The sequence below is a fragment of the Epilithonimonas arachidiradicis genome (assembly GCF_003610695.1).
GTDB lineage: Bacteria > Bacteroidota > Bacteroidia > Flavobacteriales > Weeksellaceae > Epilithonimonas > Epilithonimonas arachidiradicis.
In genome coordinates this window covers 81,626-108,447 of sequence record NZ_RAQH01000002.1, presented here as the reverse complement: position 1 = coordinate 108,447, position 26,822 = coordinate 81,626, and the positions used below count along the sequence as shown (strand labels likewise).

Genomic DNA, 26,822 nt, shown 5'->3' with positions numbered 1-26,822 from the left:
AAAAAAAACTCTTCCTAATTGGAAGAGTTTTTTGCTGTTCAAATTGTTTTAGAGAACAATATTATTCTGAGGGAGAATAGGCGCCGGTAAATCTTTTTCGTCCAACATATCTCTCATATCAATTTCAATCGTTCGGCTGATTTGTGTAATGGGAATGTCATTAGCACTTCCTTCAAAAGGATTCACGGAGCTTTCACCTACTGTATCTAAGGTGTGAAAAGCCCATGTGATCATCGCTGCAAAAGGAATATTAAACCAAATTGTAAAGCCTTCCAAAAAAGTTCCGTCGCCTAATTTATCCATTTCTTTCAAAAGACCAAAAGGTGCGAGAACCACAAAAATAAAAAGTAAATATGTAGTAATTGAGGCAAAATTCCTTGGGTAAGGGAAATTCTTAATCCGCTCTGCCTTACCTTGATTATCCGTAAATTTTATAATCGATTGTTGCAGAAGTGTCCATTGGAAATCATTGATTTTTCCTTCCGTTTTCAGTTTAGCAAAATCTTCAGATTGCAAAGCTGTCAGTTGTGTTGCTCTGTTTTTTTTGGAAAGAATATATTGATGTTCTTCAGTAGACAAGAAAGCTTTCAATTCATCGGAAAGATTAGAGTTAAGTTCAGGAATTTCGTACCTGCCCTTTCTGAAATTAGAATTACCATCATTATCGACATTTTCCCACGATCTCGGTTCTCTTAATTGAAACCTCACAGCCGTCAACCACGCAAAATGGCGGTAAAAAATCCTCTTAACTACATCAGATTCTTTCCCTCCCAATGCATCCCGAACAGAATAAGCAAAACTTCGACTATCATTGATAATCGCACCATAGATTTGCCTTGCTTCCCAAATACGATTATAACTCGCATTATTTTTAAATCCTACAATAAAAGCCACCGCAGTTGCAATAATTGCGATAGGCTGCCAAGGCAAAGCTAAAAACTTCCATCCGAAGTAATACAGAACCGTAGCAATAGAAGAGATAATGAACAGACAAAAAGTAGCTTGCTTGGTCCATTTGAAGAACTCTAAAGGGGAATATCGTTTTCCTGTATGCATTTGTTTTTTTTGATAAAAATATTATTTTTTTCTGGAATAAAAACATTCAAATATTGAAGTAAAAAAGCTTCACATAGATGAACTTTCTGTAGAAAAGCTATTGAAAAATCAATTAACCCAAACAAAATTGAAATGCAGAAGATCAATATTATAACTGCATAGACTTGCACATATTTTTCAATCTCCATTTTAATATATATATTTGAATATACCATCTCGATAGTATAAAATTTAAGTATAAATCAATTTTTTTCATTTCCAAGTCCAATTTTTATCATCAATATATTCTATTTTGATTTGTGCACACAACTTTTGAAAATAGTCTCTCAGCTCGTTGCTGTTTTCAATTTGATTTTTTGGAAATGTGAGCATCGATATTGTTTTAAGTTTGATAAAAAAGTTATCGTGCGTTTCAGAAATATAATCAAAATTTTGGTGCAAATATTTGGTTTCAGCTTTTGAGTTGATAACCTCTATATTGTCTTCGTTGAAGATAATTGAGTTTTCAAGTCCTACAAGACTTCTATATTCATCGGTTTGTATTGTTTTTGAAAAATGTTTTTTATAATACCATTTTAAATATTGAGGAAAAAAGATAAAGCCAATTCCTCCGACGACTATAAAAACAATTGAAATTGATTTATCGAATGCTAAAAAAAAAAGATACTCAGTAAAATAATAACCCCAATAAAAATCAGTCTGCTATTCCGCCTTCCTTTTTTAATTTGTTCTGATTTGGAGGCATAATACAATATACTGTCCAACGTGTCTTTTTCATTTACTGTGAGTTTAAGGGTTTCCATTTTATTTATTTTATTTTGAAGATTGATGGTTTGATACATTCAACTTATCCTCGAACTTCTATCTGTCATAATCATTTTGTAAGGTTTATAATTCACGTCAAAATCGTAAAGCTTATTTGTTCAAATCACTTACTATCTTCCAGCAATTTCCTTTAAAAAAGTTAAAAAGCTGTCTGCATATAACTCAAATTTCCATTCGCCATTTCCGTGTATGCTTGTATAAATTGGTGCATCATTTTCTTTTATTTGATTGATGTCTATGCAATACGGATCAGCTCCCGCATCAGCAATCACAACAAAATTCTCTGGCCATTCGTCAATCGTTTTGTTAGTTACCGGATTAAATGAATATCCTTCCTGTCTCTTTATCAAGTCAGAAGCGCCATATAAATGCAAACCCTGAAAATATTTTCTGCTGTTAATAAATACTTTCAAAGGCGAGTAGTTTTTCAGAAACGTTAAATAATTCTCCGGCAATTTCCATCTTTTCTCTATGTTCAAAATGTCGGTTTCGTCTGCAATAGTCAGCAAGTTGGCCGGGTTTGATAAATCTTGATTTTTAGTTCTTTGTGCTTCGAGTTTTTTATTAAGTTTTGAAGCAATTTTTTCCAGTTCTGTTTTTGGATTTTCTAACGAAATATGAGTTTTCGGTTGGGTATAACCTTCACCATCTTGGAAACCATTTTTCTGCCAGGTTTCTATTTCCTCTATTCTTAAATCTTCTACTTTCCAATGTCCCGGGTCTTTAGGTAATTCCCGGTCAAACGGCTGTTTGCTAAATACCGAAATACTTTTGATTGCTTTTGCACGGATTGAAGTTTTAAGACTTTCGTTTTTTAGAATTTCAATGAGTGCCGAAAATGATTTTCTTCCGTTTGTTTTTAATAGCCCATCAATTCCCCAATAGGTTAATTCAGGTTGCGTGACGCACCACTCGAAAAATTCAACGTAGTTAGCTTCACCTTCGTTTACAAGTTCTATAATATCATTCAGCAGAAAATTTCGCCAATGCAAAATTTGTCCATTCTTTGCGTAATCTGTCAGGATTTCCAAAACATATTCTCTGTCAGTGGATGCATATTTCTTCAATAGCTTCTCTATCAGTTTGGAAAATTTACCTCCATCTGTTTCGTCAATTATTTGTAGTCTTAATTTTTGTAAGTTCTTGTCTGTCATAAACATTTTGTTCAATTAAAAAATGGGTATTCAAATTTTGCACGTTGGCCAACCTTACGTAAAAATTTGTTAGGCATTCGGTTTTATCTGGCGCACAGGTCTAAAATACTCATTCGCCATTTTGCAATTCCTTCTACGTTTTTCCACATTTCAGGTATCAGTTCTAAATTTTTAGTGTTGTTGTTTTGGGAAAAGCATTGCGCCAGCATCTCGGAGCTTAGCTATTCTCTATAGTTTTCTAAAATTCACACCATAAATATTTACCATTTTTTGTTTCTTTTCCAATTTCTTAAACAAGTTCAAAGTGTCGTTAAATGGATTTTTGAAATATTTTGTCAGATGTCTGAAGTTTTCCGTTGTTTCCAAAAAATTATAGAAGAAATAAGGATCGAGATTGGCTATACTTTCTTTATTTCCAAGTGAAACCTCAAGAGTTTGTCCTGTTATCAAATTTCTAAACAGACAATGTTCGCCGTGAACATCAAACCACCAATTGTCTGAAAGATTTTCTTGTCCATTGAACAGATCTGCATTTTGAATTTCAAAATAACGTCCTACCTGAATTTCTGCTTTTTCAGGTTGGTCAGTTTCTGTAATCAGCTTATCAATAAGCAATTGAGCAATGGTTTTGTAATCGTCCATAGCTTTCAACAATTCTTTTTCAATATGGTTAGTGAGTTCTGTCATAACGGTCAATATTCTGATAGATTTATGAATTCTGGATTTTGATTGATTAGGGTCTTAATTTTTGTAAGTTCTTGTCTGTCATAAGCGTTTTGTTAAAAAAACGGTCAATCAAAATTCAAATATTTTGCAATCCTCTGATGTCCTTTTTTTCCCACTCTTCTACATTGGGGTCTTCCAACCTTTTTAGCAGAAATTGTTTCTTTAATTCTTCTTTATTCATTTGATGGGCGTTTTGTTAATATATTACGTCTCGGAGCTTCGAAAGGCAAACTTTGGCAGGCGGTAGTCTTATTTTCTGTTTCTGTTCTGCTTTATAAATTCACTTACTTGCTCCGCTTCGCATTGCCAATTAGGTGTAGAAAAGTCAATTGGCGTACTACCGTTGTAGACATAGTTCAGAAAAGCCGTAGTTTTTCGTCTTATCAAGTGCGTATAATTTTCTAATTTTCTCTTGATATGTCATTTCGTGAGCTTCTTAACTATCACTATTATTTACTCCCCATAAAAAGCCAAACCGAACCGGCTATTAAAACAACACCGAAAATAAAAATGGTTACCCTAAATGCTTTTCGACCAAACCAAAAGCCAATAGGGTTTTTTACTGAGCTGTAGGGTGGGTCGTAAAACCAGTTCCAGTTACCAATTGCCGACCACGCAAATAAAATTCCCAACACCAGTGCAAAATACTCGAAGCCGTGTTTTTGATCAGAGATGTACTGTTGTGCCTGTTCTAAATAATCCATTGTGATACTATCAATTATTTAAATCAAAAACATTTACAATTCGCAGAGATTGGTTTATGATACGAAATGTTCAATATTTTTAATTAACCATTTTCACACCTTCTGAAATATTTTCTTTTTTTATCAATTCGCCTTTTAAACTATAAATATATCGATATTCATCTTTGTACGCCTTGATTTCATTTTCTTCCACATAAATACTTTCGAACTCAAAAGGAAGAATTGGATTGAGTTTGTAATCAAGCACACCAAATTTTTCATTATTCGAAGCAACTATAACCGTTTTATACAAATCCATCAAAGAATATTTTGTCAGAGGGACAATTAACTGATTGTCCTGATTGATAACGCTTGTCTTGTTTTCAGTTCGAACAATTGCTAGAAATCCTTTTCCATCAGGCATAGTTGAACCGATAAAATCGTATTGGAACGGAATGATAATTTTGTTTAAATGGTTGATGACTCCATATTTGTTCTTTTTTTGAGCTCGAATTCTGTTTTTGTCATCGATTTCTAAAGTGCTGTATTCAATGGGAATTACAATTTCATTTTTATCATTTACAGTTCCGTACAAATTGTTTTTTATTACGTAAATCACACTGTCTCCTACACCAATTCCCTCATAATCATTGTTGAGATCAATGATGAAATTGCCTTTACCATCCAGCAATCCGAACTTTTCTGTACCCGGAATGTGATTTTGATCTCTTCTTCCATATTCGTCAAATTTATGTTCCGCTTTTGAAACCAAATAATAACCGTCTGTGTTGTAAGAAGCCGAGCAAAATTGAGGTTTTACGACATTCGTGCCATCTTCCAGATAATATCCGAGATGACCTGTTTTTTTGTCATTTGCGGGATATAATTCGGGAATGGCTTGCGCACTGATAGATAAATGAATTAATAGATGAACGAAAAACAAATAAATTTTCATAGATGTTTCAAATATTTAATTGTTCGGTGTGAGTAGCTTCAACTTTTTTAAGTCGCTGAAAAATAGCGTATACTGAGTTTTTTCTTCAGAATTTACCTTGAAAGAAATATTTTTTGTGCAACGGATTGGAATAACTCTTAAGTGACAGAGGTATAAAAAGTAAAATTGTAGTAAATAAATTTCATCTGTTATGTTTTTAATTTTTTTCTATTTAAATATAAGAATTTTATAGTAATAGAAACTGTAATTAATCAAAATTAAAGTACAGAACAAATTTGTCCTCGTTTTTGTGAGTATCAATGTTTTTTATTATTTCAAAAGTCAGAAGTTTGAAACATTTGCATTTTCTGTAGCCTTTCCATCATTTCTGATTTTTTTTTCAGGAATGAAAACCTACATTTTTTTCCACTAAAAATTATTCTGCCGGCAATTCAATTGGATCCAAAAACGGTTTTCTTTCAAAACTTGCCCAAATGATTTTTTGCAAACCTTTCTTGTAAAAGATATTTTTATTCAAATAATTTTCGGTTTCAACTCCCTTACCAAATTGTGAGTCTTTTTTCATTTTTGCGTTCAGGGCATTTACAAATAATCGAATGTTGTCATTATGCAGCTTACTTATAATACGTAAGTCAAGCTGTTCTATTTCGGTTTCAGTTTCACGTCCGCCTTCTGCTACAATAGTATCATCACACCATTCATCGTCGTAAAAACTGGTTACAGAAGTATCTTCCGGTTCTTTTGCACAAAGAAAAAAGCAATCGTATTTCTCAGAAAAAACTTTGGAAAAACTTTGGGATAAATCCACTTTTTTGTAAGATGCTTTCTTTTTTTTATCCCGATATTCTACATAACAGTGGATATTGTATTGCTTCAGCAAATCTTTAGAATAGCTTAAAAAATCTTCTGCAGAAATGATTATTCTTGTATATACTGGCATTGTTTTATCCGTTTTAGTTATTCCTTATTCTCTTTCACATATTTGGCACTCGTAAAATCAAATTTAACAATAATATTATCCAAATTGCTTTTACTGTTGCTTCCAACCAAAAAATCGGGACGATTTCCTGCTCTGAACCACCCCAACAAATCGAGTTCCTCATTGTAAAAAACTGTATGCTCATAAAATTCAAAATCTGATAATCTTTTCAAAGTACGTTCAAATTTCTTTTCTGCTTTGTTGTCTCGTTTTATACCTGCTACACCTTTTACTTTGGTTTTAATAATATTTTTTTTGTTAGCAATAATGATGTTTGCATAAAGCGTTATCAATTTCTGAAACAAAGGCATATCATCTTTTTGCCAAAACCATTCTTTTTCAAATAATAAATTCCAACCGTTTTTGAGGTCAACACCATAGAGTGGCTTCTTTATATTGCTAGCTGTAGCATAAATCAGAATATCCGTTTTGAACCATTTCTCTTCTGTGTAATAATCTTTAACTATTACATCCTTTTCTATCCAGAATTTTTCGAAATTCAATAACTGAAATTTTTGGAGCCTTACTGTTTCTTTGGATAATTCGTCGATATTTCCACCAATACTATTGTATAACATTTTTAATTCAGCGGGTAAAACGCAATTCAATCTTTCCTCCAGCTTATCAAATTCTTCAATTTCAAAACCTTTTGACTGATGAAAACCAGAGAGCGAAGTGATCCAATTTGACATTTTCTCCAAATCATTGTCATCTGCTCTTTTATTCTTCAGCGTGTTTGGCGTATTAGCTATTAAATCGTCTATTATTTTACTCATAATGATCTAAAAAAATTAACAACCCCATATCTGAACTGTTACCCATAAAACGAAAAAGCTTTAAAACATATGTTTTAAAGCTTTTATACTACTTGATTTAATAGCTGCGATCCGGACGGGACTCGAACCCGCGACCTCCGCCGTGACAGGGCGGCATTCTAACCAGCTGAACTACCGGATCAATTTTTGAAAAGTAATTGATAAACTTTTTGCGATCCGGACGGGACTCGAACCCGCGACCTCCGCCGTGACAGGGCGGCATTCTAACCAGCTGAACTACCGGATCTTTTGCCATAACTTAAGGTTATTACCCTTTGTTATTGTGGTTGCAAAAATACAACAATAATTTACATCTCCAAATTTTTTCCATAAAAAAACGCCTTCCAAATAGAAAAGCGTTCATTTTCAATTATATTATTTTCTTATAAATAAGAATTCAATTTATCGGCGATAACTTCTTTCGGCGCTACACCAACAATTTTATCTACTACCTCTCCGTTTTTGAAGATTAAAACTGTAGGGATATTTCTGATGCCGTAGTCTACGGAAACCTGTTGATTATTATCAACATCCACTTTTCCTACCAGTGCCTTACCTTCAAAGTCAGCTGCAACCTCTTCGATAATTGGTCCCAACATTCTACAAGGTCCACACCAAGTTGCCCAGAAGTCAACTAATACTGGTTTATCTGAATTTAATACTGTTTCTTGAAACGATTGATCTGTGATTTCTACTGCCATGATTTCTTTTTCTTTATTGTTTTATGAAACAAAATTACAAAATTTATAATTGATTTTTTCTGTTGATTATCTATGTAAACTATCAGCTTTTTCTATAATGAATTGTTTTCCAATTTCTTCTAACGCATTTACAAAAGCATCAATATCAGACTTTTTTGTAAAATGACTGAATGAAACTCTCACCGGTGTCGAATTCTCCAAATCATCTTCTGACAAAACAGACATCAAAACCATCGACGGTTTTGCCGCGCCCGAACTACAAGCACTTCCTTGCGAGATAGCAATGCCTTTCATATCCAATTGTAACCCAATCAAAGGATTTTTATACGGAAGCAAAAGATTCAGAACTGTATATAAACTGCTTTCATCTGCACTTCTTCCATTGAATTTCACGCCCACAATTCTTTCTTTTAATTGCTGAATCGTATAATTCTTAATATCCAAGATATAATTCTTGTAATCTTCCATTTTTTCCTGGGAAATCTCCCAAGCTTTCCCCAAACCTGCAATTCCGGTTACGTTCTCAGTTCCTGCTCTAAGGCTTCTTTCCTGAGGTCCGCCAGTGATAATTCCCTTTAAGCCTGAAGATTTTCTTACGAAAGCAAATCCAGAACCTTTTGGTCCGTGAAATTTGTGCGCACTGCAAGATGCAAAATCAACCGGAATTTTAGAAAAATCCAAATCCAGATGTGCCATAGTCTGCACCGTGTCAGAATGGAAAAGTGTATTATTTTCTTTACAAAGATGAGCAACCTTTTCGATATCAAGAATATTCCCGATTTCGTTGTTGGCGTGCATCAATGTTACTAAAGTTTTTTTGTCGGAGTTTTTCAGTAATTCCTCTAATTTATTCAAATCGAAATCGCCGTTGGAGTCTGGTCTTAGGTAAACCAATTCTACACCTTTCAATTTCTTCATTTCAAGGCAGGTTTCAGCCACACATTTGTGTTCCAGAGCTGAAGTAATGATTCTTTCTACGCCGAGATAGTTAACCGCAGATTTGATAATCATATTGTTGGATTCGGTTCCACAAGATGTAAAAACGATTTCGCCCGGAGTTACTCTTAAAGAATCAGCGATCTTTCGCCTTACTTCTTCCAAAATGGTCTTGGCTTCCTGTCCCAAACTGTGCGTGGACGACGGATTGCCATAATTGAATTTTAAAACGTTCACCATACAGTATATCACCTCATCATCAAGAGGCGTAGTTGCTGCATTATCAAGATAAATTCTTTCCATTTTTAATTAGATTTGAAGCCGAAAATTGTTCGAAAATTAAGGTACTAAATTAGTGAAAAAATCGGTAATGTGATTCATTGGCGAACTTGAACATCGCTTTATCTCCGGAAGTATCTCCAAAAGCTATGATTTTATCAAATTTCTTGTCTCCAATTTCGATTTTAACTCTGTTAGCTTTTTCCTCTTTATTACAGTTTTTTCCAACAAATTTCCCGGTAAAAATATCGTCTTTAAACTCTGCTTGTGTAGAGAGCAATTTCATATTGAGTTTTTCAGCAAATGGTTTTACCCAAACATCTAACGATGCAGAAACGATATAAGACTCTGTATGCTCTCTATCGATATTATTGATGAAATCCAAAGCGTTTTCTCTGAATAAACTTGGATAGTTTTCTTCAAAGAATTGCTGGGCTTTTTTTTCTATTTGATATCTGGATTGACCTTTCAGAATGGATGCAATGAAACTTTTCTTCACAGCTTCCGCATCTGCCAATTTCATTTTTAGTAAAATAAAAAGTGGAATGTGTTTCAGAAACTGGACAGAAAATTTTGCAGGGTCATAAAATTTCAAAAACAAAAACATGGTGTCTTTGTAAGTTAAGGTTCCGTCGAAATCAAATAGATATAATTTCTTCATAAGTGATAAATTATGAATGATAAATGATTATTTGCTTTGTTTCATTAATAGAAATCAAATCGATTATCATCTATCAATCATCAACTATAGCTTCAGTTTTTTAAAGATAAACTCAGGAATATTTCTGATGATCATCATAATGATGACCCAAACTGGTAAAACGTAAGCAACATCTTTTTTATTTTTATAGGCTTTATAAATTCCTGTTGCTGCTTTTTTAGGTGTTGCTGTCAAAGCCGGGTTCAATGGTAAACCTTCTGTCATTTTGGTTTCCATAAAACCTGGTTTAACGGTTAAAACATGAACTTTTTTATCAAATAAATAATTTCTCAATCCACTCAAATAAGCTGTTAATCCGGCTTTTGCACTTCCGTAGATGAAATTACTTTGTCTTCCTCTTTCACCAGCAACCGAAGATAAAACGATCATAGTCCCACTTCTTTTGGATTCCATTTTTTTGGCAAAGAAGTTGAGGACAGGAACTAATTTCGCGTAATTAACATCAACAATTTGCGCCGTATTTTCATCGTCATAAAGACCTTCTTCTGTTCCTAAACCAAGATAGCCGGAAGCACAAAACAACAAATCTGAATTGATATTTTCTAAGGCCTTATAATCAATCTCATTCATTAAATCCAATGGAATAATTTCAGAATTTTGCAGAAACTTAACCTGAAGATGACCTGCGAATTTCTCTGTCGTTTCCGGATTGGAACTTAATAAATAAACGATCGGAAATTTTTCTCCTTTCGCTAAACATTCTTCTACGAATGCCTGTGCAACTTCGGAATTAGAACCAAGAACAATCATATGAATTATAAATTATTAGTTATGAATTATTAATGGTTATTGATAATTCTTTTATGTTGTAATGAAACAAATTTGGACGAATCAACGTTTTGAAGATAATTGGTCAAAGAAGATTTGCTCATACTGTCTTTTGTTAAATAAATTCTGCCTCCGAATTTTTCCACAATCGTATCCAGTTGGTCAACCAGTTTTTTCAGTCCTTTGTTGACTTTAAAATCTAAAGCCAACGTATAACCTTCTTTCGGGAATGAATTGTACGCCAACGGATTATCTTTGCCAAATAATTTCAAAACTGCTAAGAAAGAACCATTCCCACTTTTGGCAATGGCGTCAAGAATTTGTCTCATTCCTTCTTTTCCATTTTCTTTTGGAATTACCATTTGGTATTGAATAAAACCACTTTTACCGTAGATTTTGTTCCAATCATTAATAACATCCAAAGGGTAGAAAAAAGTTTCGTAATCAATAAAATTATTAAGCTGTTTTTTTGTTTGCTTATTGTAATAAAGAAAATTGAAAATCTTAATCGTCAAAGTATTTAAAACAAATCCGGGAAAATAAAAAGGAACTGTCGGTTTGAATTTTTCTTTTAGTTTCAAAGATTTCTTCTGAAGATTAGATGGTAATTCTGCTTTCAAAGCGTGTTCACCTCTCATCAAAATAGAACGACCCAGATTTCTGCCTTTTTGGAAACAATCGATCCATGCAACGTTGTAAGTCCAATCTTCGCTTTCATCAAACAATTTGAAAACTTCATCAAGATTTTCAGCTTTGATACTTTCTTGTCTGATATAAGCCGACTCTATATTTTTCAGTTTAAATTTGGCTGACAAAATAATTCCTGTCAAACCCATTCCGCCAATTGTTGCCCAAAATTTATCTGAGTTTTCTTCTCTGGAACAAGTAATCACTTCTGAGTTTTCATTCAATAACTTAAACTCAATGACATATTCTGAAAAACAACCTTCTGCGTGATGATTTTTCCCGTGAACGTCTGAAGCAATGGCGCCTCCAACAGAAACGAATTTCGTTCCAGGTGTCACATAAAGAAAATAACCTTGTGGAACTGAAACTTCTAAAACTTCTGACAAAAGAACGCCGGATTCGCATTCTATGATTCCGTTAAGTCTGTCAAAAGAAATGAATTTATTCAATCTTTTTGTAGAGAAAATATGTTCTCCAAGAGAAGCATCACCATAACAACGACCGTTTCCACGAGCAATAACTTCGTTATTTTCTCTTACAAATTGTTTGATTTTAGAAACAGAATCATCCGATTTCATTTCCTTCTCTACGATTGGAAAATTTCCCCAGTTGGTTACTTTCTGTACAAAATTCGGCTTCATCTTTAGGTTTATTTATTTAAAATTGAATATATCCATTCAACTTTTAATACTTTGATTTATTTCTTAAAATAGATTTGTAAAAGGAAAACGATAACCCAAAGGATAATGGTCACTTGTATATATCGATCTTTATAAACAATCTTGGTTGGCGATTCTGTTTTATTATAAACCAACGTCTGCTGCAAATATCTTAGAAATGCAAACACCACAAAAATCACTGTATAAAACACTCGCGGATGAAATCTCGCCTGAACCTCCGGAGACAAGGTAAACATCAGATAACAAATAATTGCCAAAGTACAACTGATTGACAAAGCAATATCCGCAAACTGAACATTATAACCATCTAAAGCTTTTCTGGTTTTTCCTGAAATCTGAGCATTGATTAATTCTCCTCTTCTTTTGCCAATTGCCAGTACAAGTGCCAGTACAAAGGTTAATAAGATAGCCCAGTTGGTTACGATAACTCCTGTCACATAACCGCCAGCTAAAACTCTGAGAACAAATCCAATGGCGATGATGCAGATGTCAACAATCGCCACTTGTTTTAGTTTGAATGTATAGAAAAGATTCATCACAAAATAAAATGCGATGATGACTCCAAACTTCCAAAAGTTAGTTTGAAAAATATAGTTCCCAAGGAAAATGGAACCGACTGACAACAGAATCAATAATACAAATAAAATCCTTGCACTGGTCTTAGAAACAGCACCACTTGCCAACGGGCGATGTTTCTTTTCCGGATGCTTTTTATCTGACTCAATATCAAAATAATCATTGATGATATAAATAGAACTTGCTGTAAAAGAGAAAACTAAGAATGCGAAAATACTCTCGTAAAAAAGATGTGTATTGGTAATCTTACCTGAAAAAAATAACGGAGCAAAAACAAATAAGTTCTTAACCCATTGTTCTACTCTTATTAATTTTAAATAATTCTTCATCCAATGTCTATAATTCTACAAAAGTAGCATTAAAATAAAAAAACCGCAAATTGCGGTTTATTATTTAATGAAAATGTAAGAAATTTTATTTATTTCCCACTTTGAGCATCGTTGATCATTTTTTCGTTTGCAGTAATTGCAAATTCTACACGTCTGTTTTGAGCTCTTCCTGCATCCGTATCGTTAGAAGCAATCGGGCTAGATTTTCCTAAACCTTCTGTAAATAATCTTGAAGCAGAAATACCGTTCGCCACAAAATAATTTTTAACTGCTGCTGCTCTCTGGGCTGATATCCTCAGGTTCACAGCATCCGTTCCAATACTGTCTGTATGACCGTAGATGTTGATATTGGTATCAGGATTATTTTTAAGAACCGTAACCAATTTGTCCAGGTTTGTTTTCGCCAGCGATGTCAAATTAGATGAGTTAAAATCAAAGTTAACCGTATTCTCGTGAAGTGTTACTTTGATACCTTCCCCAACTCTCTCTACTTCTGCGCCTGGTAAAGTTTCTTTGATTTCTTTAGCTTGCTTATCCATCTTGTTACCGATAACACCACCAGCAACACCACCAACAACGCCACCTAGAACTGCTCCAAGAGGTGCATTACCTCCCTTTCCGATATTATTACCTAAGATACCCCCTAATACGGCTCCTGCAGCCGTACCAATCGCAGCACCTTTTTGTGTATTATTAGCATTTTGAACAGCTTCACAACTTGTTAATAAAAGTGAACCCGTGATGAAAAATGCAGCTATGTTTAATTTAGTTAATTTCATTATATGTATTTATTTAATTATTTAGCAGTTCTGATAAAGTTGTAACGGATTTGCATTGCCTTACCATCAGCAGTTACTGATTGTACTAAAGTGAAACTGTTTTCCGTAGGATTTTCAAGGATCAATTTGTATCCTGCAAGAACTCTTTTGGCTTTTTCGCCTTCGCCAACTTTTTTGAGAGATACCACACTATTCTTATCTACACTGAAGGTAATTGCCTGGATCTTTGCCGGACAGCCGTTTTCACCGTGTAATGTATAAGTTCCTGTATAATTATTCGGAATCAAAGTCCAAGAGCTGCCAACGAAACAGTTGATGCTAGCTCCCTCATCAAAAGGCTTGATGCTGTAATTTTTATCATAGTCGATATTAGAAATATCCCATTGACCTTTAAGTTTCATCACTTCTGAGCGTAATGTCTGTGCTTCCCCCGCACTTACACCACTTTTACTTGAACAAGAGGTAGCTAATAAGGTTCCACCAATCATTCCTAAAAAAATTAATTTTCTCATAGTTTTATATTTAATGCTAAGTTATGATAAAAAATTATGCCAAATCATAAAAAATAAAAAATCTGAGAAGTTCCCAGATTTTTATTTATTTATAACAGTCTAATTATTAAAGTTTTGTCTTATCAATTGTCTTATGTACTTTTTGTTTCTTTACCGGTTTTTTGACAGACTTGGTTGGTGCATCTGCTTTATAAAAGTTTTTATAAGCATATTCTGCTGCTTTGGCAACATCAATCACACCATTAGACCTTGACAGTTTATCAAATCCGTTAGTTGTCGTTTTATTAGTTGTATTAACTAAAGATTCTATGATCTGAGCCGGCGTTAGATTTGGCATATAAGCCAGCAAAACTGCTGCTGAACCAGCCACAACTGGTGAAGCCATCGATGTTCCCTGCAGATATTCGTATTTTCCATCCGGAACGGTTGAATAGATCTCAGATCCTGGGGCAAAAACGTCTACCATTTTCTCATTATAGTTAGAGAAACTAGATTTAAGTGCATCCGCATCCTTGGTATTGGATCCGACAACAATCATATTGTTGATGAATGGTTTTTCATCTGATTGAGATTTGAAATTAGTCGGAAAATATTGATGTTCTGCGATATCTTCATTTTCATTTCCAGCTGCTTTTACCAAAAGAACACCTTTGCTTTCCGCATATTTGAAGGCATCCCAAACTACATTTTTGCCTGGAGAAACTGGTTTTCCAAAACTCATATTAAGGATTTTAGCACCATTATCTACGGCATAACGAACTGCATTGGCTACGTCTTTATCTCTTTCGTCACCATCAGGTACAGCTCTTACAGTCATAATTTTAGCTACTCTGGAAGCTACACCATATTGGTTTTCTGAGCCGTTGGCCAAACCAGCAATGATTCCCGCCACGTGCGTGCCATGTTTTGCGTCCGGACCTTCGTAATGGTTGTTACCATATTTCTTTTCAGAATAATCGTCATAGTTGTCCGCTACGATTTCTTTTCTCGGATCAAAGTCTAGGTTATAACCTTTTTCAGCTTGTGGCGTAAAATAATCCAAAGCCTCCTTCATCTGTCCTTTCAGATAAGTTTCAACTTCCGCAGCAGGCTTTCCAGCAATCTGCGGATCATTGGACATCTGAGATAAAATCTGCATCGCCATCGCTTCCTGCTGCGTTGTAGGTTTGATTGTAGCCAGAGTTTCCTTAGTCAGATTTTTACCGTTCAACAATTTTACCATATCCGGGATAGCATTGTTGATCATTGTATAGAGCTGAACATTTTGCTTAGCTTCCTGACTTTTTTTTGCAAAAAGATCTTTGGCCTTCATATACATTGCAAACTCTTCCGGCATTTTGGATTGGTTTTCTTTATTTTTGGCAGAATCATCACCTTCAAAAACAGACTGGTATTTTTTTACCACTCTCGTCACTTCCATATTATCTACGTCGATGTCGCCATTTTTCCCTCCAATGAAGTTCCATCCATAAACATCATCAACATAGCCGTTTCCATCATCATCGATGCCGTTGTTTGGAATTTCGTTCGGATTCTTCCACATATTTTTTACCAATCCCGGATGATCTACCTCTACTCCGCTGTCCAAAACACCTACAACAACTGTTTTAGGCTTAAGGCCTTTTGATTCTAAGAATTTATAAGCATTCTCCGTATTAACTCCGTAGACTTTGGTTGTAGCGTAATCTTTATGATACCAAGTTTTAAGATCCTTATCATTTTCAGGAGCAGCTGTTTGTGCTGTTACTGTTGCAAAACCGGCATAAAAAGCAGCCGCTATCAATAAATGTTTCATATAGATAATTATTTAATTAAAAAAATTGGTAATTAGTTTTTATTGATATTTTTGATATAAGTCAAACTTTCTGGTCCAATGTTACAAATGAGATCAAGAATAGATAAATCTTTTATAAATCCGTTTTTGTCTGAAAAGCTTTGGTAATACTCCGGCATTTCATATTCTGATTCCGATTTGGCTGAGAATTTTTCTCTAAAATCTTCTGCTTCCGGATTTTTGAAATATTCCGTTGTTAACTCATAATTTTTTTCGGTTTTCAGAATAGCAAGAATGATACCCAAAGCTTTGAGATTGAACCCCATCAAAGAATTTACTTTTTCCTCATAAATAGTTTTGAGTTTATCTTCATAAAACTCGAAATAAGGCGTACTCTGATAAGCTGTCTTTATGGATTTCCAATGGAGTTTTTGCCAGTCTTCTGCAAAAGAAATTTCGATGTCCTTGATTTCTCTTTTTCCTGTATGCTTGATCGGAATAATCAAAGGTAATTTTCCGTTGGCTCCGTAAATAGCTGCACGGTTTCTGTAAGTCTGCTTCGGAAAGTTTTCGAATTGTTCTAATGAGATTTCGTTTTCATTATCTAAGAAAACTGAGAACCATGAAACAGGTGGCAAATAAAATATTGGTAAAAGAACTTTTTTCATATCTAATTATAAACTTTCCTTTTGCTTAAAGCATAAATTTTGAACGCAAAGTACGCAAAGCTTTTTTTATTATTAATGTTTTTAAGAGTCGCAAAGACGTAAACTCATCAAAGAATAAACTCTCTGTACTTATTAAAAAAAACTTTGTCAAAGATAGTAACCTTTGACAAAGTGGTAAATATTGTTTTGTAGACTAATGCCCTAGCCCCGATTGTAGTGGAAATCCTTTTGCTTTTTTTCCACATATGAAAAAGCAAAAGATTGCAACGAAAAGCGGGATTAAGCTCCTAATTGATTTTAAATTAATCTTCTTCTTTTTTCTTTCCGAAAAGTTTGGCGAAATAATCCCAACCGAAGAACAATACCAAAATAATCACGGCTACCCACCAATAAGATGTTTTGTTGGCTTCACCGGTGTTGGTCGCTTTGAACATTCTGTCCCAACGGAATCTCCAACCGTCTGCCTGATAAGTTGACCCAGCATCTTTGAACAATCCTTCAATACTCATCCAAGTGAACATTGGTCTTCCCACGATATTTTCCTCCGGAACTACACCAAAAAATCTCGCATCCAAAGACGCATCGCGGTTGTCTCCAATCATCATATAATAGTTCTGCTTAATCGTATATTGATTGGTTTCTTGACCGTTAACATAGATTTTTCCGTTTTTGTTTTCAAGCTTGTTGTGCTCGTACTCGGAGATAATCCATTGGTAAGTTGGCAATGTTTCCTGATCCAGTTTTACAACATCGCCTTTTTTTGGAATTCTAAGAGGTCCGTATTGATCCTGATTCCAAGCTTTATTGATTGGATAAATACAATTTGAGGTGTCAATTTTTTTAGAAAAAATCGCATTACCAGATTCATCTCTTACAACTTCATCTCTCACCTTCACTGGATAATACGCAATATCATTAAACCCTTTTTCTAAAACATCTTCCTTAATCTCCTCAACTTCTGGAAGTTTTTTTATGTCATTTGCAACTTCAGTTGTAAGACCTTGAAAAGCATATAAAAAACCCGTATTAGTTTGATATTCTTGAACAGGAAGAAAACCATAAGCTTTGTATAGTTGAGGAATATTCAATTGACTTGACGTTTTAACAATAAATTTATGCTGCTGCTGCTCATCACCAAGAATTTTCTCCGGCGCATTGTTCACAAATAATCTTCCATCTCTGAACTCGATAACATCGCCTGGGATACCAACGCATCTTTTAACATAAGGGTCTTTTCTGTCAATCGCCGTATGCACAGAATCCTGTGGATAATTGAAAACTACGATATCGTATCTCTTGATCTCATCATAACCTGGAAGTCTTAAATATGGTAACTTCACTGCATCAATGTAAGATTTTGGATCATCTTTAGGATTACCTTTCTGACCCGTATCGAAAATCGTTCCCTGCAAGAATGGTAAAGCGACCGGCCTCATTGGCATTCTGTATCCATAAGCCCACTTATTTACAAACAAGAAATCTCCTACCAACAAAGTTCTTTCCATAGATCCCGTCGGAATCCCGAAAGGCTGCGTGATGAATGCGTGAATAATGGTTGCAAAAACCACAGCAAAAGTTACTGATCCCAAAAAAGTTTCTTTCTTTTTACCTTCTTCTTCCTCTTCTTCGGTTTCTACCTGAGGATCTTTGCTATAGTTAACCGTCGCCATAAAAATGAACGGTAATATTACTGTCAACAATCCATTTACAAAACCTCTTTTTCCAAATTTCTTCATCAGGAAAATATGGAAAACCGACATCATAATGGGTCCAACAATCGGAAGATAGGACAGGATTGCCCACCACTTCGGATGTTTGGTCTCTTTGAGAATGATTAAATAATTATAAAAAGGAATAAAAGAAAATAATGGATTGTAACCCATTTTCTTAAATAACTTCCAAGTTGTAAGCCCCATCAACACACTGATGATAAGGACATAAACTGTATAAGTAATAATGTAATTCATATATGATATTTAAGCTTTCGGCAGTTGCTTGCCTGCAAGTTTTATAATTAGTTTTTTATCTGTCGTTTTTGTTACAGTTTTTACAGACCTAAAACATCCTTCATAGAAAAAATTCCTTTTTTATCTACAATCCATTCCGCGGCAATTACTGCTCCTAATGCAAATCCGTTTCTGTTATAAGCTGTATGTTTGATTTCAATTTCATCCACTTCTGATCTGTAGAAAACACTGTGCGTGCCAGGAACTTCATTTTCACGAATGGCAAAAATCCCTAATTCTTTATCTTTGGTTTCATCTAATTTCCAGGCTTCATACTTAGAATTTTCAATAATTCCTTCCGCAATGGAAATCGCTGTTCCACTGGGTGCGTCTTTTTTATGGATATGATGAATCTCTTCTAGTTGAACAGAATATTCATTGGTTTTGGACATCAGTTTTGCCAAATTTTCATTTAATGCAAAAAATAAGTTAACGCCTAAACTGAAATTAGATCCGTATAAAAATGATATATTATTTTCTAAAGCTAATTTTTCGATCTCCGGTTTTTTATCCAACCAACCTGTTGTTCCACAAATAACAGGTATATGGTTTTCCAGACAGATTTTTATGTTTTCAAAAGCAGCTTCGGGATTGGAGAATTCTATGGCAACATCAGCAACATTAAGATTTTCTGAAGTTGGTGTTTCGCGTAATCTCGCTACTACATTGTGTCCACGGTTTTGGGAAATCTCGTCAATTATTTTCCCCATTTTACCGTAACCTACTAATGCTATTTTCATTTTATACTTGATATAGATTTTTAATTTCTAGAATCTGAAACTTAAACTTAAGCCAGCTTTGGATTGATAATTACTGAACTGGTCACTGATTACGGTTGGCGTCAGTGCCAAATCCGGATCGTGACGACCTTCGTATAGATGCGCATCCACTACCGCATCTACGATATTGAGAATATAAATCAAACCCGAGATCCCGATAGCATAATCACGTTGTCTTTTGGACCTGTCTTGGGCATTTCCAAGAACCGTTTTATCAATTCCATTAATCCCGGAAAACTCGTGAGGAAGCCCATTAAGCTCAGCAACAAAAGCATTCCTGTAACGTTTATACTGCTTATCATTCCAAAGCGCAATTCCAACTCCGGTTCCTACGGCGCCCCAAACCAACGGGATTTTCCAATATTTTTTATTGTAATATTGCCCAAGGCCAGGCAAAACTGCAGAATACAAACCTGCTTTTGCAGGACTTAGCTTTGTGATTTTTGCAGGGGCATTTTTTTGTTCTATATCGCCTAGAACCTGCGCTTCTGACATTGGTTTCGCAGCTGGGATACTATCTTTGGGATGGTTCTCTACACGGATCGTGTCATTAGGATTAACCTGCGAAAAAGCCAAACAGAAAGAAAAGAACAAAAAAATTGAAATTATTTTCTTCATTTATCTAATGTGAGCCAGAATACTTTCCAACTCCTCTTCATTTTTAAAATCAAGGACAATTTTTCCTTTTTTCCCATTTGCTGAAGTTTTGATTTCAACATTGACGTTAAGGATGTCCGAGAGGTTTTTCTGAGCTTTTTTAACGTGGTTGGGAATCAGAGATTGCTTGATGACTTTCTCTTGTGGATTTTTCATTTGACCAGCCAGTTGCTCAGCTTGTCTCACATTCAATTGGAGTTCGATAATTTTATCAAATAACAATTGGCGTTTTTCATCAGAATCCAATCCCATAATCGCACGACCGTGACCAGCGGAGATCTGCCCGCTTCTGATGCCGTTTTGGATTCCTGGTGACAATTTTAACAGACGAACACTATTTGTAATAGTACTTCTCTCTTTTCCAACACGTTGGCTCAGATTCTCCTGAGTCATTCCAACCTCATCCAAAAGTCTCTGGTAAGTCAATGCCACCTCAATTGGATCAAGATCTTCTCTCTGGATATTTTCTACCAAAGCCATTTCCAGCAATTCCTGATCGTTAACCAAACGGATATAAGCAGGAATAGATTTGAGTCCGGCAATCTTAGAAGCTCTGTAACGTCTTTCCCCGGAGATAATTTCGAATTTTGCTCCGTCTTTTCGCAATGTAACCGGCTGGATAATTCCAAGACTTTTAATAGATTCCGCAAGATCGCTTAATGCTTTCTCATCAAAATAAGTTCTTGGCTGATTTGGGTTGGGATAGATATCCTCAATAGCCACCTCAACGATGTTCCCTACCAGTGTTTTTGCACCTTCATCGGAAGCCGAATTGATGTTGGTTTTACTTTCAGCATTTAGAATCGCGCCTAGACCACGACCCATTGCTCTTGTTTTGTCTCTCATTTTATAAATGATAATTAATGATAATAGATAAACTTATCTCAAGATCATTTTAATTTTTAACTAATTTCTCGTTCTTCAAAAGCACTTCCTCTGCTAACTGAATATATTGAATCGCACCTTTGCTTTCTGCATCATATTTCAGGATACTTTCTCCGAAACTTGGCGCTTCGCTCAAACGGACATTTCTGCTGATGATGGTTTCAAAAACCATTTCCGGGAAATGGGAATTGACTTCTTCCACTACCTGATTGGACAATCTCAAACGGCTGTCATACATCGTCAATAATAAGCCTTCTATATCCAGGTCCTGATTGTGGATTTTCTGAACGTTCTTAATCGTGTTCAGCAATTTCCCTAATCCTTCCAAAGCAAAATACTCGCACTGGATCGGAATTATCACAGAATCTGCGGCTGTTAAAGCATTAATGGTAATCAAACCTAAACTAGGCGCACAATCGATAATGATATAATCGTATTGATCTTTAATCGATTTTAATGCTTCGCGCATCATATACTCCCGATTTTCACGATCAACCAATTCTATCTCTGCCGCTACCAAATCTATGTGTGAAGGGATAATATCAACGTTTGGAGAACTGGTTGGCAAAATACATTTTGTAGCCTCTGCACTGTGCTCCAATAAATTATAGGTAGAAAAATTAACCTCTTCCACGCCCAAGCCAGAAGTTGCATTGGCCTGTGGATCGGCATCTATCAAAAGAACTCTTTTTTCCAAAACACCCAAAGCTGATGCCAGATTGACCGCAGTTGTTGTTTTACCAACGCCTCCTTTCTGATTCGCAACGCCTATAATTTTTCCCATAAACAATAATTTAATCATCAAAAATACAATTTTTTAGCACGTAGAATGTTTTGAAAAACGCAAGCAGCCGTTAAAGTATTGTTAATTAATAACTTGACAAATAAAAAAATTATCCACATTTCGTTTAAAAATGTGGATAATTATAAAACTCTAATTAATTTGATATCAATATCACATTGACAATCAATTTATTCGATTCTCATGGAAATGGGCATTCTGAAGGATGATCTTACGGTTTTACCATTCAGCTGAGCTGGAGTCCATTTTGTTTTTATAGATTTTACAGTTCTTTCAGCTTCTTTGTTAAAATCTGCATTTTGCCCTGTTACTTTGATATTTGTAATACTTCCGTCTCTTTCCACTACAAAAGTGATAATCCCTGAAACCATCCCTGAATGATCCACTGATTCTGTATCAAAATTCTGAGACACTTTTTGGCGGAAAGCGTTGATTCCACCTTTAAAATCCGCTGCTACATCTACTTCAGATCCGGTTCTTATTTTGTCAGGATCTTCAACGGGTGCAACTGGCGGCGCGGCTGGCGTATAGTGTGTTGCCGGAGGCCCTGTCTGGATTGGCGGTGCTACAGGAAGCGTAGTTTCTACTCCTGGGGATGTAACAGAGCTAACAGCAGCATTTTTTTTGTCTTCTTCTGTAGGTACAGGTTTATCATTTTTCACTACTCTCACTGGCGTATAGTTTGTAGACTCGACAGTTTTAACTTTTTGAGGAACAGTAGAAGTTGGCGTTGGCTTCGGAGTATCAATAGGCTCATTAATTGGAACGAATTCATGTTCCGTATATTCTTTTGTAACAGGTAGCCTGGTTTCAAATGATGATACAATCAATGGAACAATTGACAACGACGCAAAAAAAGTGACTCCTACGAACAAGGCCTTCGTTAACTGGCTGGAATATTCGTTTCTAAGAGCATAAGCGCCATAAGCTTTATTTCTATTTGCAAATACAACTTCGTCTAAGTGATCTTTCCCGAATGCATGTAATAGATTTTTCATAACAATAAAATAAATTTGAATTAAACGATTGATAACAATTTTTAAAATTGAATAAAAACATATCAAATAACATTCCATTTTATAGATTAAAAAATTAAATAAATTAAGTAATACATAAATTATATTTAAAACTAACAATAGAATTATTATACTTGTATAAAAATTATAAGTAATTTGATGTTATGAAATTCAAATTGTTTTTTTGTCTGTTATGGAGCTTCTGGATCTTCGCCCAGGAAGGCTTTGTGCTGGAAAATTCTGAAAAAACGGTTATCAAATTCAAGTTAATCAATAATCTCATTTTTGTTCCGATGAACGTTAATGGTGTTGAATTGAACTTTATGCTGGACTCCGGAATCTCGGAAACATTATTATTCAGCTTGGAAAATAAAGAAGTTGATTTTAAAAATATTGAGAAAATTACTTTCAGAGGCTTGGGTGAAACGGTAAGTGTCGAAGCTTTGAAGTCTATTAAAAATAATATCAGGATTGGAGAACATTTTGTGGACAGATCGCATACAGTTTTCATTGTTCTGGATGAGGATTTTAACATTTCCCAAGACATCGGAATTCCCGTGAATGGCATTATTGGTTATTATTTTTTCAAAAATCATCCGATTGAAATTAATTACAAAAATAAAACGATCACGGTTTATAAAGACAATTCCAAGTTTCCAAAACGTATTAAAAAGTATGCCGACTTCCCGATGAGCGTGGAACTCAACAAGCCTTATATGTATGCTGATGTGGAAATGAAGCACGAAAAGCAAAGCTCAAAACTATTGCTTGACCTTGGCAATACAGATTCGGTATGGCTGTTTCCGATTCTTATCAAGGATTTTGTTTATAACCGTCCGAATATTGATGATTTTTTGGGTAGAGGTTTCAGTGGTGATATTTTTGGGAAAAGAAGCAGAATTAATTCTTTATCAATCGGTAATTTCCAGCTAAACAAACCAATTGCAGCAATGCCGGATGAGTTTTCTATCCAGCATCTGAATCTGGTAAAAGATAGAAAAGGCTCTATTGGCTCAGAAATCCTGAGACGTTTTTATGTTGTTTTTGACTATCCTGGAAATAAGATCTATTTCAAACCCAACCAACACCTGAACGATCCTTTCCTGATTGACGGAAGCGGATTAGAAATAAAACAGGACGGACTGATCTGGGAACAAGAACAGGTAAAAGTGGAAACAGCGAAAAAAAATTCTGCCGGAAATGAAATCAATGTACTGGATAATAGTGATAAATTTCAATATAAATTCTCTTTGAAACCTGTTTTCATCGTTTCCGGAACAAGAAAAGACTCGCCGGCACAGAAAGCAGGAATTCTGAAAAATGATCAATTGGTCACGATTGACAATAAACCGACAAAGGAAATGACAATGAGTAAAATCCATTCGATCCTGAAAACGGATACCAGCAGAAAAATAAAACTCGAAATCAAAAGAAACAATCTGCCAATTAAAGTCGAATTCACCCTGGAAGATCCGATTCCTTATATAGAGGAATAATTATTGGAACAGAATTTCAAAAAAAGACTATGAACGAAACACTGAACAGCATAAGAAACAGACCACGATTTAAGCTTTGCACCAACCTCTCTCCAGAGGAATACGAAGTTAACCTTAGAAAATACCTCGATGAAAATCGAGATAAGTTCTATGGGAATATCAATCGTGAAGTAGCAACCATTTTTGTAAAAACTGAAGACGAAAACTACTGGAAGCCTAATCTTGCGCTTAGAATCGAAAAAGAAGACGACATCACTGTTATCCGGGGAATCTTCGGTCCAAGCTCGGCTGTTTGGACATTTTTCATGTTCCTCTACTTCCTTTTCACAGTCGCCTGGATGACATTTTTCACGCTTTACTATGTAGAAAAACAAATTAATTCCAACAATTATCCCTGGGCACTGCCTTGTTCGTTTGTAGTTTTGGTTTTCATCGGAATAACGTATGCTGCTGCAAGATTTGGGCAACTTAAAGGTAAAGAAGAAATGAATCTGTTGAGGAAATTTGCGGAGGAATCCACCCTTCCGATTGAGAAGGAGGATTAATTTTTAATTTTCATTTTTTCAATAAAGTATTTCAACTTTAATCCCAACTTCATCAAAATGTACTGAAACGGTTTTTGCTTCCTATAATATTTTTTGATAAAAATATCCATTGCTCCGAAAAACCGATCAAGATAAACCCGATCTCTAACCGTGCTTTCACCTTTATAATGCAGAATTGAATATTTACCGTAATAGAAATTTTTGTAGCCTCTTCTCAGTATCGTATAACAAAGATCAATATCTTCTCCGTACATAAAATACTGCTCATCGAATCCGCCGACTTCTTCATAAACAGACTTTTTCATCAGAAGATTGGCACCAGTCATGATTTCCACTTCAGCAATATCAAACTCACCAACGTCATTCCTATAATAAGTTTTGGTACTGTTACTGAACGAAGTAAATAATTTTTCAAACGAATTAACCAAAGCGGGAACAGATCTTTTACTTTCTGGTAAAAATGCACCCTCAAGATTGTGCATTCTAAGACCTAGAGCTCCAAATTTTTCTTTAGAATCAGCAAAATCCAGGACTTCTTTAAAATAATCACCTTCGATTTCCGTATCTGGATTCAGAATGTAAACATACTTTCCTTTTGCCGAATTGACACCAATATTGTTGGCTTTTGAGAAACCATAATTTTTGTCGAGGCTGATAAAATTAGCTTCAGGAAATTCAGACATCAGTGATTTCCACGCAGAATCGGGAGAATTATTATCTACAACAATAATCTCGTATTCAAAACCCTGAAAATATTTTTTAATCGAAAGGATACAATTCCGCAAGAGATCCTTCACTTGATAATGAACAATGATGACACTTACTTTCATTAGCCGGCTTCGTTATAAGCAGTCCTGTTGGTAATAGATCTTCCCAGAGAGATTTCATCCGCATACTCCAACTCATCACCTACAGCAATCCCTCGGGCGATGCTTGAGAACATTACCTGCAAACTCTTAAATTTTTTATAAATGTAATAAGCTGTTGTATCACCTTCCATGGTTGCGCTAAGCGCAAAAATCAATTCTTTTACAACACCTTCGTTTAGTTTTTTTTCTATACTTCCGATTCTCAGCTGGCTTGGCCCAATACCTTCCATCGGAGAGATCTTACCACCCAAAACCAAATATTTTCCTTTGTACTTGCCCGTATTCTCAATCGCCATCACATCTCTCACATCTTCTACGATGCAGAGCAGTTCATCATTTCTTTTTTCATCGCTGCAGATATCACAAACATCCGAATCTGAAAAGTTGTGACATTCTTTACAATACTTGATATCTGTAACTAAGTTTTGTATAGACGTTCCCAAAGAAATACCTTGAGAAGCTGGCTGACGAAGCAGATGCAACGCCAAACGAAGCGCCGATTTTTTACCAATACCCGGCAAGCCTGCAATCTCTTCAACCGCTTTCGATAAAACTTTGCTTGGATAGTCCATTATTTAAGAAGCAGATTCGGTGGTTTAGAATCTGGTAGGAAATTTAATTTTTATTAATTTTTTCAAATGTCTGGAAACAGAAGTCGTAATCATTCTTATCATCTTTGGAATGACATTCTTCGTCTGTTTTCTGCCAGATTTTGGGATCGATTTTCGGAAAAAAAGTATCGGCTTCAAAATCTGCTTTGACATGCGTGATTTCCAATTTATCCGCAACATCCATTGTCTGCTTGTAGATCTCGCCGCCGCCAATCACAAAAAAATTTTCATTGATTTTCTTGGCAAACTTGAGCGCTTCTTTGAGTGTGGAAACAATCAGAATATCTTCCGAAAACCAATCGGGTTTTCTGCTGACAACAATATTGGTACGATTGGGCAATGCTTTTCCAATACTCTCATAGGTTTTGCGTCCCATGACGACGGGATGATTCTCTGTCAGTGTTTTGAAATGTTTCAGATCTTTTGGTAGACGCCAAAGTAACTGGTTGTCTTTTCCCAAAGCATTGTTATTTCCAATAGCAGCAATTATCGTAATCATATCTACAAATCTACATTATTATGTTTAATTAAGAAAAATTTATGAGATTTTAGT

At 35.1% G+C, this 26,822-nt stretch carries 29 protein-coding genes and 2 tRNA genes; 2 read left to right on the top strand and 29 right to left on the bottom strand.

Features of this window, described 5'->3' with window-relative positions; all coding sequences use genetic code 11:
• Nucleotides 1-48: 48 nt before the first annotated feature.
• The 26 genes from BXY58_RS04555 to BXY58_RS04430 all read right to left on the bottom strand — a co-directional run bounded on the left by BXY58_RS04555 (nucleotide 49) and on the right by BXY58_RS04430 (nucleotide 22,730).
• On the bottom strand, nucleotides 49-1,056 hold the full coding sequence (locus BXY58_RS04555) for a bestrophin family protein (RefSeq protein WP_120212644.1): 1,008 nt from the start codon (nucleotides 1,054-1,056) through the stop codon (nucleotides 49-51).
• 252 nt (nucleotides 1,057-1,308) lie between these two features.
• Nucleotides 1,309-1,551, bottom strand: a complete 243-nt coding sequence (locus BXY58_RS17195; protein WP_425321070.1) for a YcxB family protein — start codon at nucleotides 1,549-1,551, stop codon at nucleotides 1,309-1,311.
• A 440-nt stretch (nucleotides 1,552-1,991) separates the two neighbouring features.
• Entirely contained in the window at nucleotides 1,992-3,035 is a 1,044-nt protein-coding gene (locus tag BXY58_RS04545) for an SMI1/KNR4 family protein (protein WP_170144193.1), read from the bottom strand.
• A gap of 228 nt (nucleotides 3,036-3,263) precedes the next feature.
• The gene (locus BXY58_RS04540; protein WP_120212640.1) at nucleotides 3,264-3,722 is read right to left on the bottom strand and encodes a DUF6896 domain-containing protein; all 459 of its coding nucleotides are present in this window, start codon (nucleotides 3,720-3,722) and stop codon (nucleotides 3,264-3,266) included.
• Between the two features lie 488 nt (nucleotides 3,723-4,210).
• Complete coding sequence (locus BXY58_RS04535) at nucleotides 4,211-4,465, bottom strand: immunity 17 family protein (protein ID WP_120212638.1); 255 nt, start codon at nucleotides 4,463-4,465, stop codon at nucleotides 4,211-4,213.
• Between the two features lie 79 nt (nucleotides 4,466-4,544).
• Nucleotides 4,545-5,399 (bottom strand): WG repeat-containing protein, encoded by an 855-nt coding sequence (locus BXY58_RS04530; protein ID WP_120212636.1) that lies wholly within the window; start codon nucleotides 5,397-5,399, stop codon nucleotides 4,545-4,547.
• Between the two features lie 415 nt (nucleotides 5,400-5,814).
• On the bottom strand, nucleotides 5,815-6,339 hold the full coding sequence (locus tag BXY58_RS04525; protein WP_120212635.1) for a hypothetical protein: 525 nt from the start codon (nucleotides 6,337-6,339) through the stop codon (nucleotides 5,815-5,817).
• 17 nt (nucleotides 6,340-6,356) lie between these two features.
• The gene (locus BXY58_RS04520) at nucleotides 6,357-7,154 is read right to left on the bottom strand and encodes a hypothetical protein (RefSeq protein WP_120212634.1); all 798 of its coding nucleotides are present in this window, start codon (nucleotides 7,152-7,154) and stop codon (nucleotides 6,357-6,359) included.
• A gap of 107 nt (nucleotides 7,155-7,261) precedes the next feature.
• Nucleotides 7,262-7,335 (bottom strand) — tRNA-Asp (locus BXY58_RS04515).
• 31 nt (nucleotides 7,336-7,366) lie between these two features.
• Nucleotides 7,367-7,440, bottom strand: a tRNA-Asp gene (locus BXY58_RS04510).
• Nucleotides 7,441-7,576: 136 nt separating this feature from the next.
• Complete coding sequence (trxA, locus tag BXY58_RS04505) at nucleotides 7,577-7,894, bottom strand: thioredoxin (RefSeq protein ID WP_120212633.1); 318 nt, start codon at nucleotides 7,892-7,894, stop codon at nucleotides 7,577-7,579.
• A 66-nt stretch (nucleotides 7,895-7,960) separates the two neighbouring features.
• Entirely contained in the window at nucleotides 7,961-9,133 is a 1,173-nt protein-coding gene (locus BXY58_RS04500) for a cysteine desulfurase family protein (protein WP_120212631.1), read from the bottom strand.
• 49 nt (nucleotides 9,134-9,182) lie between these two features.
• Nucleotides 9,183-9,770, bottom strand: a complete 588-nt coding sequence (locus BXY58_RS04495; protein WP_120212630.1) for an HAD family hydrolase — start codon at nucleotides 9,768-9,770, stop codon at nucleotides 9,183-9,185.
• 84 nt (nucleotides 9,771-9,854) lie between these two features.
• Nucleotides 9,855-10,580 (bottom strand): SDR family NAD(P)-dependent oxidoreductase, encoded by a 726-nt coding sequence (locus BXY58_RS04490; RefSeq protein ID WP_120212629.1) that lies wholly within the window; start codon nucleotides 10,578-10,580, stop codon nucleotides 9,855-9,857.
• A 29-nt stretch (nucleotides 10,581-10,609) separates the two neighbouring features.
• Nucleotides 10,610-11,926, bottom strand: a complete 1,317-nt coding sequence (locus tag BXY58_RS04485; RefSeq protein WP_120212627.1) for an FAD-binding oxidoreductase — start codon at nucleotides 11,924-11,926, stop codon at nucleotides 10,610-10,612.
• A gap of 56 nt (nucleotides 11,927-11,982) precedes the next feature.
• Nucleotides 11,983-12,870, bottom strand: coding sequence for a decaprenyl-phosphate phosphoribosyltransferase (locus BXY58_RS04480; RefSeq protein WP_120212626.1), 888 nt, complete (start codon nucleotides 12,868-12,870; stop codon nucleotides 11,983-11,985).
• An 89-nt stretch (nucleotides 12,871-12,959) separates the two neighbouring features.
• Nucleotides 12,960-13,649 carry a YiaD family glycine zipper/OmpA-like lipoprotein gene (locus tag BXY58_RS04475; RefSeq protein ID WP_120212625.1) on the bottom strand — a complete coding sequence of 230 codons (690 nt, stop codon included), beginning with the start codon at nucleotides 13,647-13,649 and terminating at the stop codon, nucleotides 12,960-12,962.
• Nucleotides 13,650-13,666: 17 nt separating this feature from the next.
• Nucleotides 13,667-14,161, bottom strand: a complete 495-nt coding sequence (locus BXY58_RS04470) for a lipocalin family protein (RefSeq protein WP_120212623.1) — start codon at nucleotides 14,159-14,161, stop codon at nucleotides 13,667-13,669.
• Nucleotides 14,162-14,267: 106 nt separating this feature from the next.
• Nucleotides 14,268-15,956 (bottom strand): S8 family serine peptidase, encoded by a 1,689-nt coding sequence (locus BXY58_RS04465; protein ID WP_120212622.1) that lies wholly within the window; start codon nucleotides 15,954-15,956, stop codon nucleotides 14,268-14,270.
• A 32-nt stretch (nucleotides 15,957-15,988) separates the two neighbouring features.
• A complete protein-coding gene (locus BXY58_RS04460; RefSeq protein ID WP_120212620.1) occupies nucleotides 15,989-16,603 on the bottom strand; it encodes a WbqC family protein in 615 nt (204 codons plus the stop codon).
• 302 nt (nucleotides 16,604-16,905) lie between these two features.
• Nucleotides 16,906-18,570 carry a signal peptidase I gene (lepB, locus tag BXY58_RS04455; protein WP_120212619.1) on the bottom strand — a complete coding sequence of 555 codons (1,665 nt, stop codon included), beginning with the start codon at nucleotides 18,568-18,570 and terminating at the stop codon, nucleotides 16,906-16,908.
• 80 nt (nucleotides 18,571-18,650) lie between these two features.
• Nucleotides 18,651-19,349, bottom strand: a complete 699-nt coding sequence (dapB, locus tag BXY58_RS04450; protein ID WP_120212618.1) for a 4-hydroxy-tetrahydrodipicolinate reductase — start codon at nucleotides 19,347-19,349, stop codon at nucleotides 18,651-18,653.
• A 27-nt stretch (nucleotides 19,350-19,376) separates the two neighbouring features.
• Nucleotides 19,377-20,006 carry a DUF5683 domain-containing protein gene (locus BXY58_RS04445; protein WP_120212616.1) on the bottom strand — a complete coding sequence of 210 codons (630 nt, stop codon included), beginning with the start codon at nucleotides 20,004-20,006 and terminating at the stop codon, nucleotides 19,377-19,379.
• Entirely contained in the window at nucleotides 20,007-20,891 is an 885-nt protein-coding gene (locus BXY58_RS04440) for a ParB/RepB/Spo0J family partition protein (protein WP_120212615.1), read from the bottom strand.
• Nucleotides 20,892-20,940: 49 nt separating this feature from the next.
• Nucleotides 20,941-21,714 carry a ParA family protein gene (locus BXY58_RS04435; protein ID WP_120212613.1) on the bottom strand — a complete coding sequence of 258 codons (774 nt, stop codon included), beginning with the start codon at nucleotides 21,712-21,714 and terminating at the stop codon, nucleotides 20,941-20,943.
• Nucleotides 21,715-21,902: 188 nt separating this feature from the next.
• The gene (locus BXY58_RS04430) at nucleotides 21,903-22,730 is read right to left on the bottom strand and encodes an energy transducer TonB (RefSeq protein WP_170144192.1); all 828 of its coding nucleotides are present in this window, start codon (nucleotides 22,728-22,730) and stop codon (nucleotides 21,903-21,905) included.
• Nucleotides 22,731-22,912: 182 nt separating this feature from the next.
• Here BXY58_RS04430 and BXY58_RS04425 point away from each other — a divergent pair, with 182 nt between their 5' ends.
• A complete protein-coding gene (locus tag BXY58_RS04425) occupies nucleotides 22,913-24,244 on the top strand; it encodes a PDZ domain-containing protein (RefSeq protein WP_120212609.1) in 1,332 nt (443 codons plus the stop codon).
• Between the two features lie 29 nt (nucleotides 24,245-24,273).
• Nucleotides 24,274-24,789, top strand: coding sequence for a hypothetical protein (locus BXY58_RS04420; protein ID WP_120212607.1), 516 nt, complete (start codon nucleotides 24,274-24,276; stop codon nucleotides 24,787-24,789).
• On the opposite strand, the gene BXY58_RS04415 is transcribed toward BXY58_RS04420, so the two are convergent.
• From BXY58_RS04415 to BXY58_RS04405, 3 genes are read right to left on the bottom strand one after another with little or no spacing between them, the layout of a single operon-like run.
• Nucleotides 24,786-25,619: a glycosyltransferase family 2 protein gene (locus tag BXY58_RS04415; RefSeq protein WP_120212605.1), complete on the bottom strand. Its 834-nt coding sequence runs from the start codon at nucleotides 25,617-25,619 to the stop codon at nucleotides 24,786-24,788. The genes BXY58_RS04420 and BXY58_RS04415 overlap by 4 nt on opposite strands.
• A complete protein-coding gene (gene recR / locus BXY58_RS04410; protein WP_120212603.1) occupies nucleotides 25,619-26,230 on the bottom strand; it encodes a recombination mediator RecR in 612 nt (203 codons plus the stop codon). The genes BXY58_RS04415 and recR overlap by 1 nt, the downstream gene beginning before the upstream one ends.
• Before the next feature lie 43 nt (nucleotides 26,231-26,273).
• Nucleotides 26,274-26,768, bottom strand: coding sequence for a dihydrofolate reductase (locus tag BXY58_RS04405; protein WP_120212601.1), 495 nt, complete (start codon nucleotides 26,766-26,768; stop codon nucleotides 26,274-26,276).
• Between the last annotated feature and the right edge of the window lie 54 nt (nucleotides 26,769-26,822).

Excerpts from the sequence above, each read along its gene's own strand:
- BXY58_RS04475 (WP_120212625.1), bottom strand. The coding sequence starts at position 13,649 with ATGAAATTAACTAAATTAAACATAGCTGCATTTTTCATCACGGGTTCA.
- BXY58_RS04490 (WP_120212629.1), bottom strand. The coding sequence starts at position 10,580 with ATGATTGTTCTTGGTTCTAATTCCGAAGTTGCACAGGCATTCGTAGAA.
- BXY58_RS04485 (WP_120212627.1), bottom strand. The coding sequence starts at position 11,926 with ATGAAGCCGAATTTTGTACAGAAAGTAACCAACTGGGGAAATTTTCCA.
- BXY58_RS04440 (WP_120212615.1), bottom strand. The coding sequence starts at position 20,891 with ATGAGAGACAAAACAAGAGCAATGGGTCGTGGTCTAGGCGCGATTCTA.
- BXY58_RS04555 (WP_120212644.1), bottom strand. The coding sequence starts at position 1,056 with ATGCATACAGGAAAACGATATTCCCCTTTAGAGTTCTTCAAATGGACC.
- trxA (WP_120212633.1), bottom strand. The coding sequence starts at position 7,894 with ATGGCAGTAGAAATCACAGATCAATCGTTTCAAGAAACAGTATTAAAT.
- BXY58_RS04495 (WP_120212630.1), bottom strand. The coding sequence starts at position 9,770 with ATGAAGAAATTATATCTATTTGATTTCGACGGAACCTTAACTTACAAA.
- BXY58_RS04430 (WP_170144192.1), bottom strand. The coding sequence starts at position 22,730 with ATGAAAAATCTATTACATGCATTCGGGAAAGATCACTTAGACGAAGTT.
- BXY58_RS04415 (WP_120212605.1), bottom strand. The coding sequence starts at position 25,619 with ATGAAAGTAAGTGTCATCATTGTTCATTATCAAGTGAAGGATCTCTTG.
- BXY58_RS04425 (WP_120212609.1), top strand. The coding sequence starts at position 22,913 with ATGAAATTCAAATTGTTTTTTTGTCTGTTATGGAGCTTCTGGATCTTC.
- dapB (WP_120212618.1), bottom strand. The coding sequence starts at position 19,349 with ATGAAAATAGCATTAGTAGGTTACGGTAAAATGGGGAAAATAATTGAC.
- BXY58_RS04545 (WP_170144193.1), bottom strand. The coding sequence starts at position 3,035 with ATGACAGACAAGAACTTACAAAAATTAAGACTACAAATAATTGACGAA.
- BXY58_RS04500 (WP_120212631.1), bottom strand. The coding sequence starts at position 9,133 with ATGGAAAGAATTTATCTTGATAATGCAGCAACTACGCCTCTTGATGAT.
- BXY58_RS04435 (WP_120212613.1), bottom strand. The coding sequence starts at position 21,714 with ATGGGAAAAATTATAGGCGTTGCGAATCAGAAAGGAGGCGTTGGTAAA.
- BXY58_RS04520 (WP_120212634.1), bottom strand. The coding sequence starts at position 7,154 with ATGAGTAAAATAATAGACGATTTAATAGCTAATACGCCAAACACGCTG.
- BXY58_RS04525 (WP_120212635.1), bottom strand. The coding sequence starts at position 6,339 with ATGCCAGTATATACAAGAATAATCATTTCTGCAGAAGATTTTTTAAGC.
- BXY58_RS04530 (WP_120212636.1), bottom strand. The coding sequence starts at position 5,399 with ATGAAAATTTATTTGTTTTTCGTTCATCTATTAATTCATTTATCTATC.
- recR (WP_120212603.1), bottom strand. The coding sequence starts at position 26,230 with ATGGACTATCCAAGCAAAGTTTTATCGAAAGCGGTTGAAGAGATTGCA.
- BXY58_RS04460 (WP_120212620.1), bottom strand. The coding sequence starts at position 16,603 with ATGAAAAAAGTTCTTTTACCAATATTTTATTTGCCACCTGTTTCATGG.
- BXY58_RS04405 (WP_120212601.1), bottom strand. The coding sequence starts at position 26,768 with ATGATTACGATAATTGCTGCTATTGGAAATAACAATGCTTTGGGAAAA.
- BXY58_RS04470 (WP_120212623.1), bottom strand. The coding sequence starts at position 14,161 with ATGAGAAAATTAATTTTTTTAGGAATGATTGGTGGAACCTTATTAGCT.
- BXY58_RS04445 (WP_120212616.1), bottom strand. The coding sequence starts at position 20,006 with ATGAAGAAAATAATTTCAATTTTTTTGTTCTTTTCTTTCTGTTTGGCT.
- BXY58_RS04465 (WP_120212622.1), bottom strand. The coding sequence starts at position 15,956 with ATGAAACATTTATTGATAGCGGCTGCTTTTTATGCCGGTTTTGCAACA.
- BXY58_RS04480 (WP_120212626.1), bottom strand. The coding sequence starts at position 12,870 with ATGAAGAATTATTTAAAATTAATAAGAGTAGAACAATGGGTTAAGAAC.
- BXY58_RS04540 (WP_120212640.1), bottom strand. The coding sequence starts at position 3,722 with ATGACAGAACTCACTAACCATATTGAAAAAGAATTGTTGAAAGCTATG.
- lepB (WP_120212619.1), bottom strand. The coding sequence starts at position 18,570 with ATGAATTACATTATTACTTATACAGTTTATGTCCTTATCATCAGTGTG.
- BXY58_RS04535 (WP_120212638.1), bottom strand. The coding sequence starts at position 4,465 with ATGGATTATTTAGAACAGGCACAACAGTACATCTCTGATCAAAAACAC.
- BXY58_RS04420 (WP_120212607.1), top strand. The coding sequence starts at position 24,274 with ATGAACGAAACACTGAACAGCATAAGAAACAGACCACGATTTAAGCTT.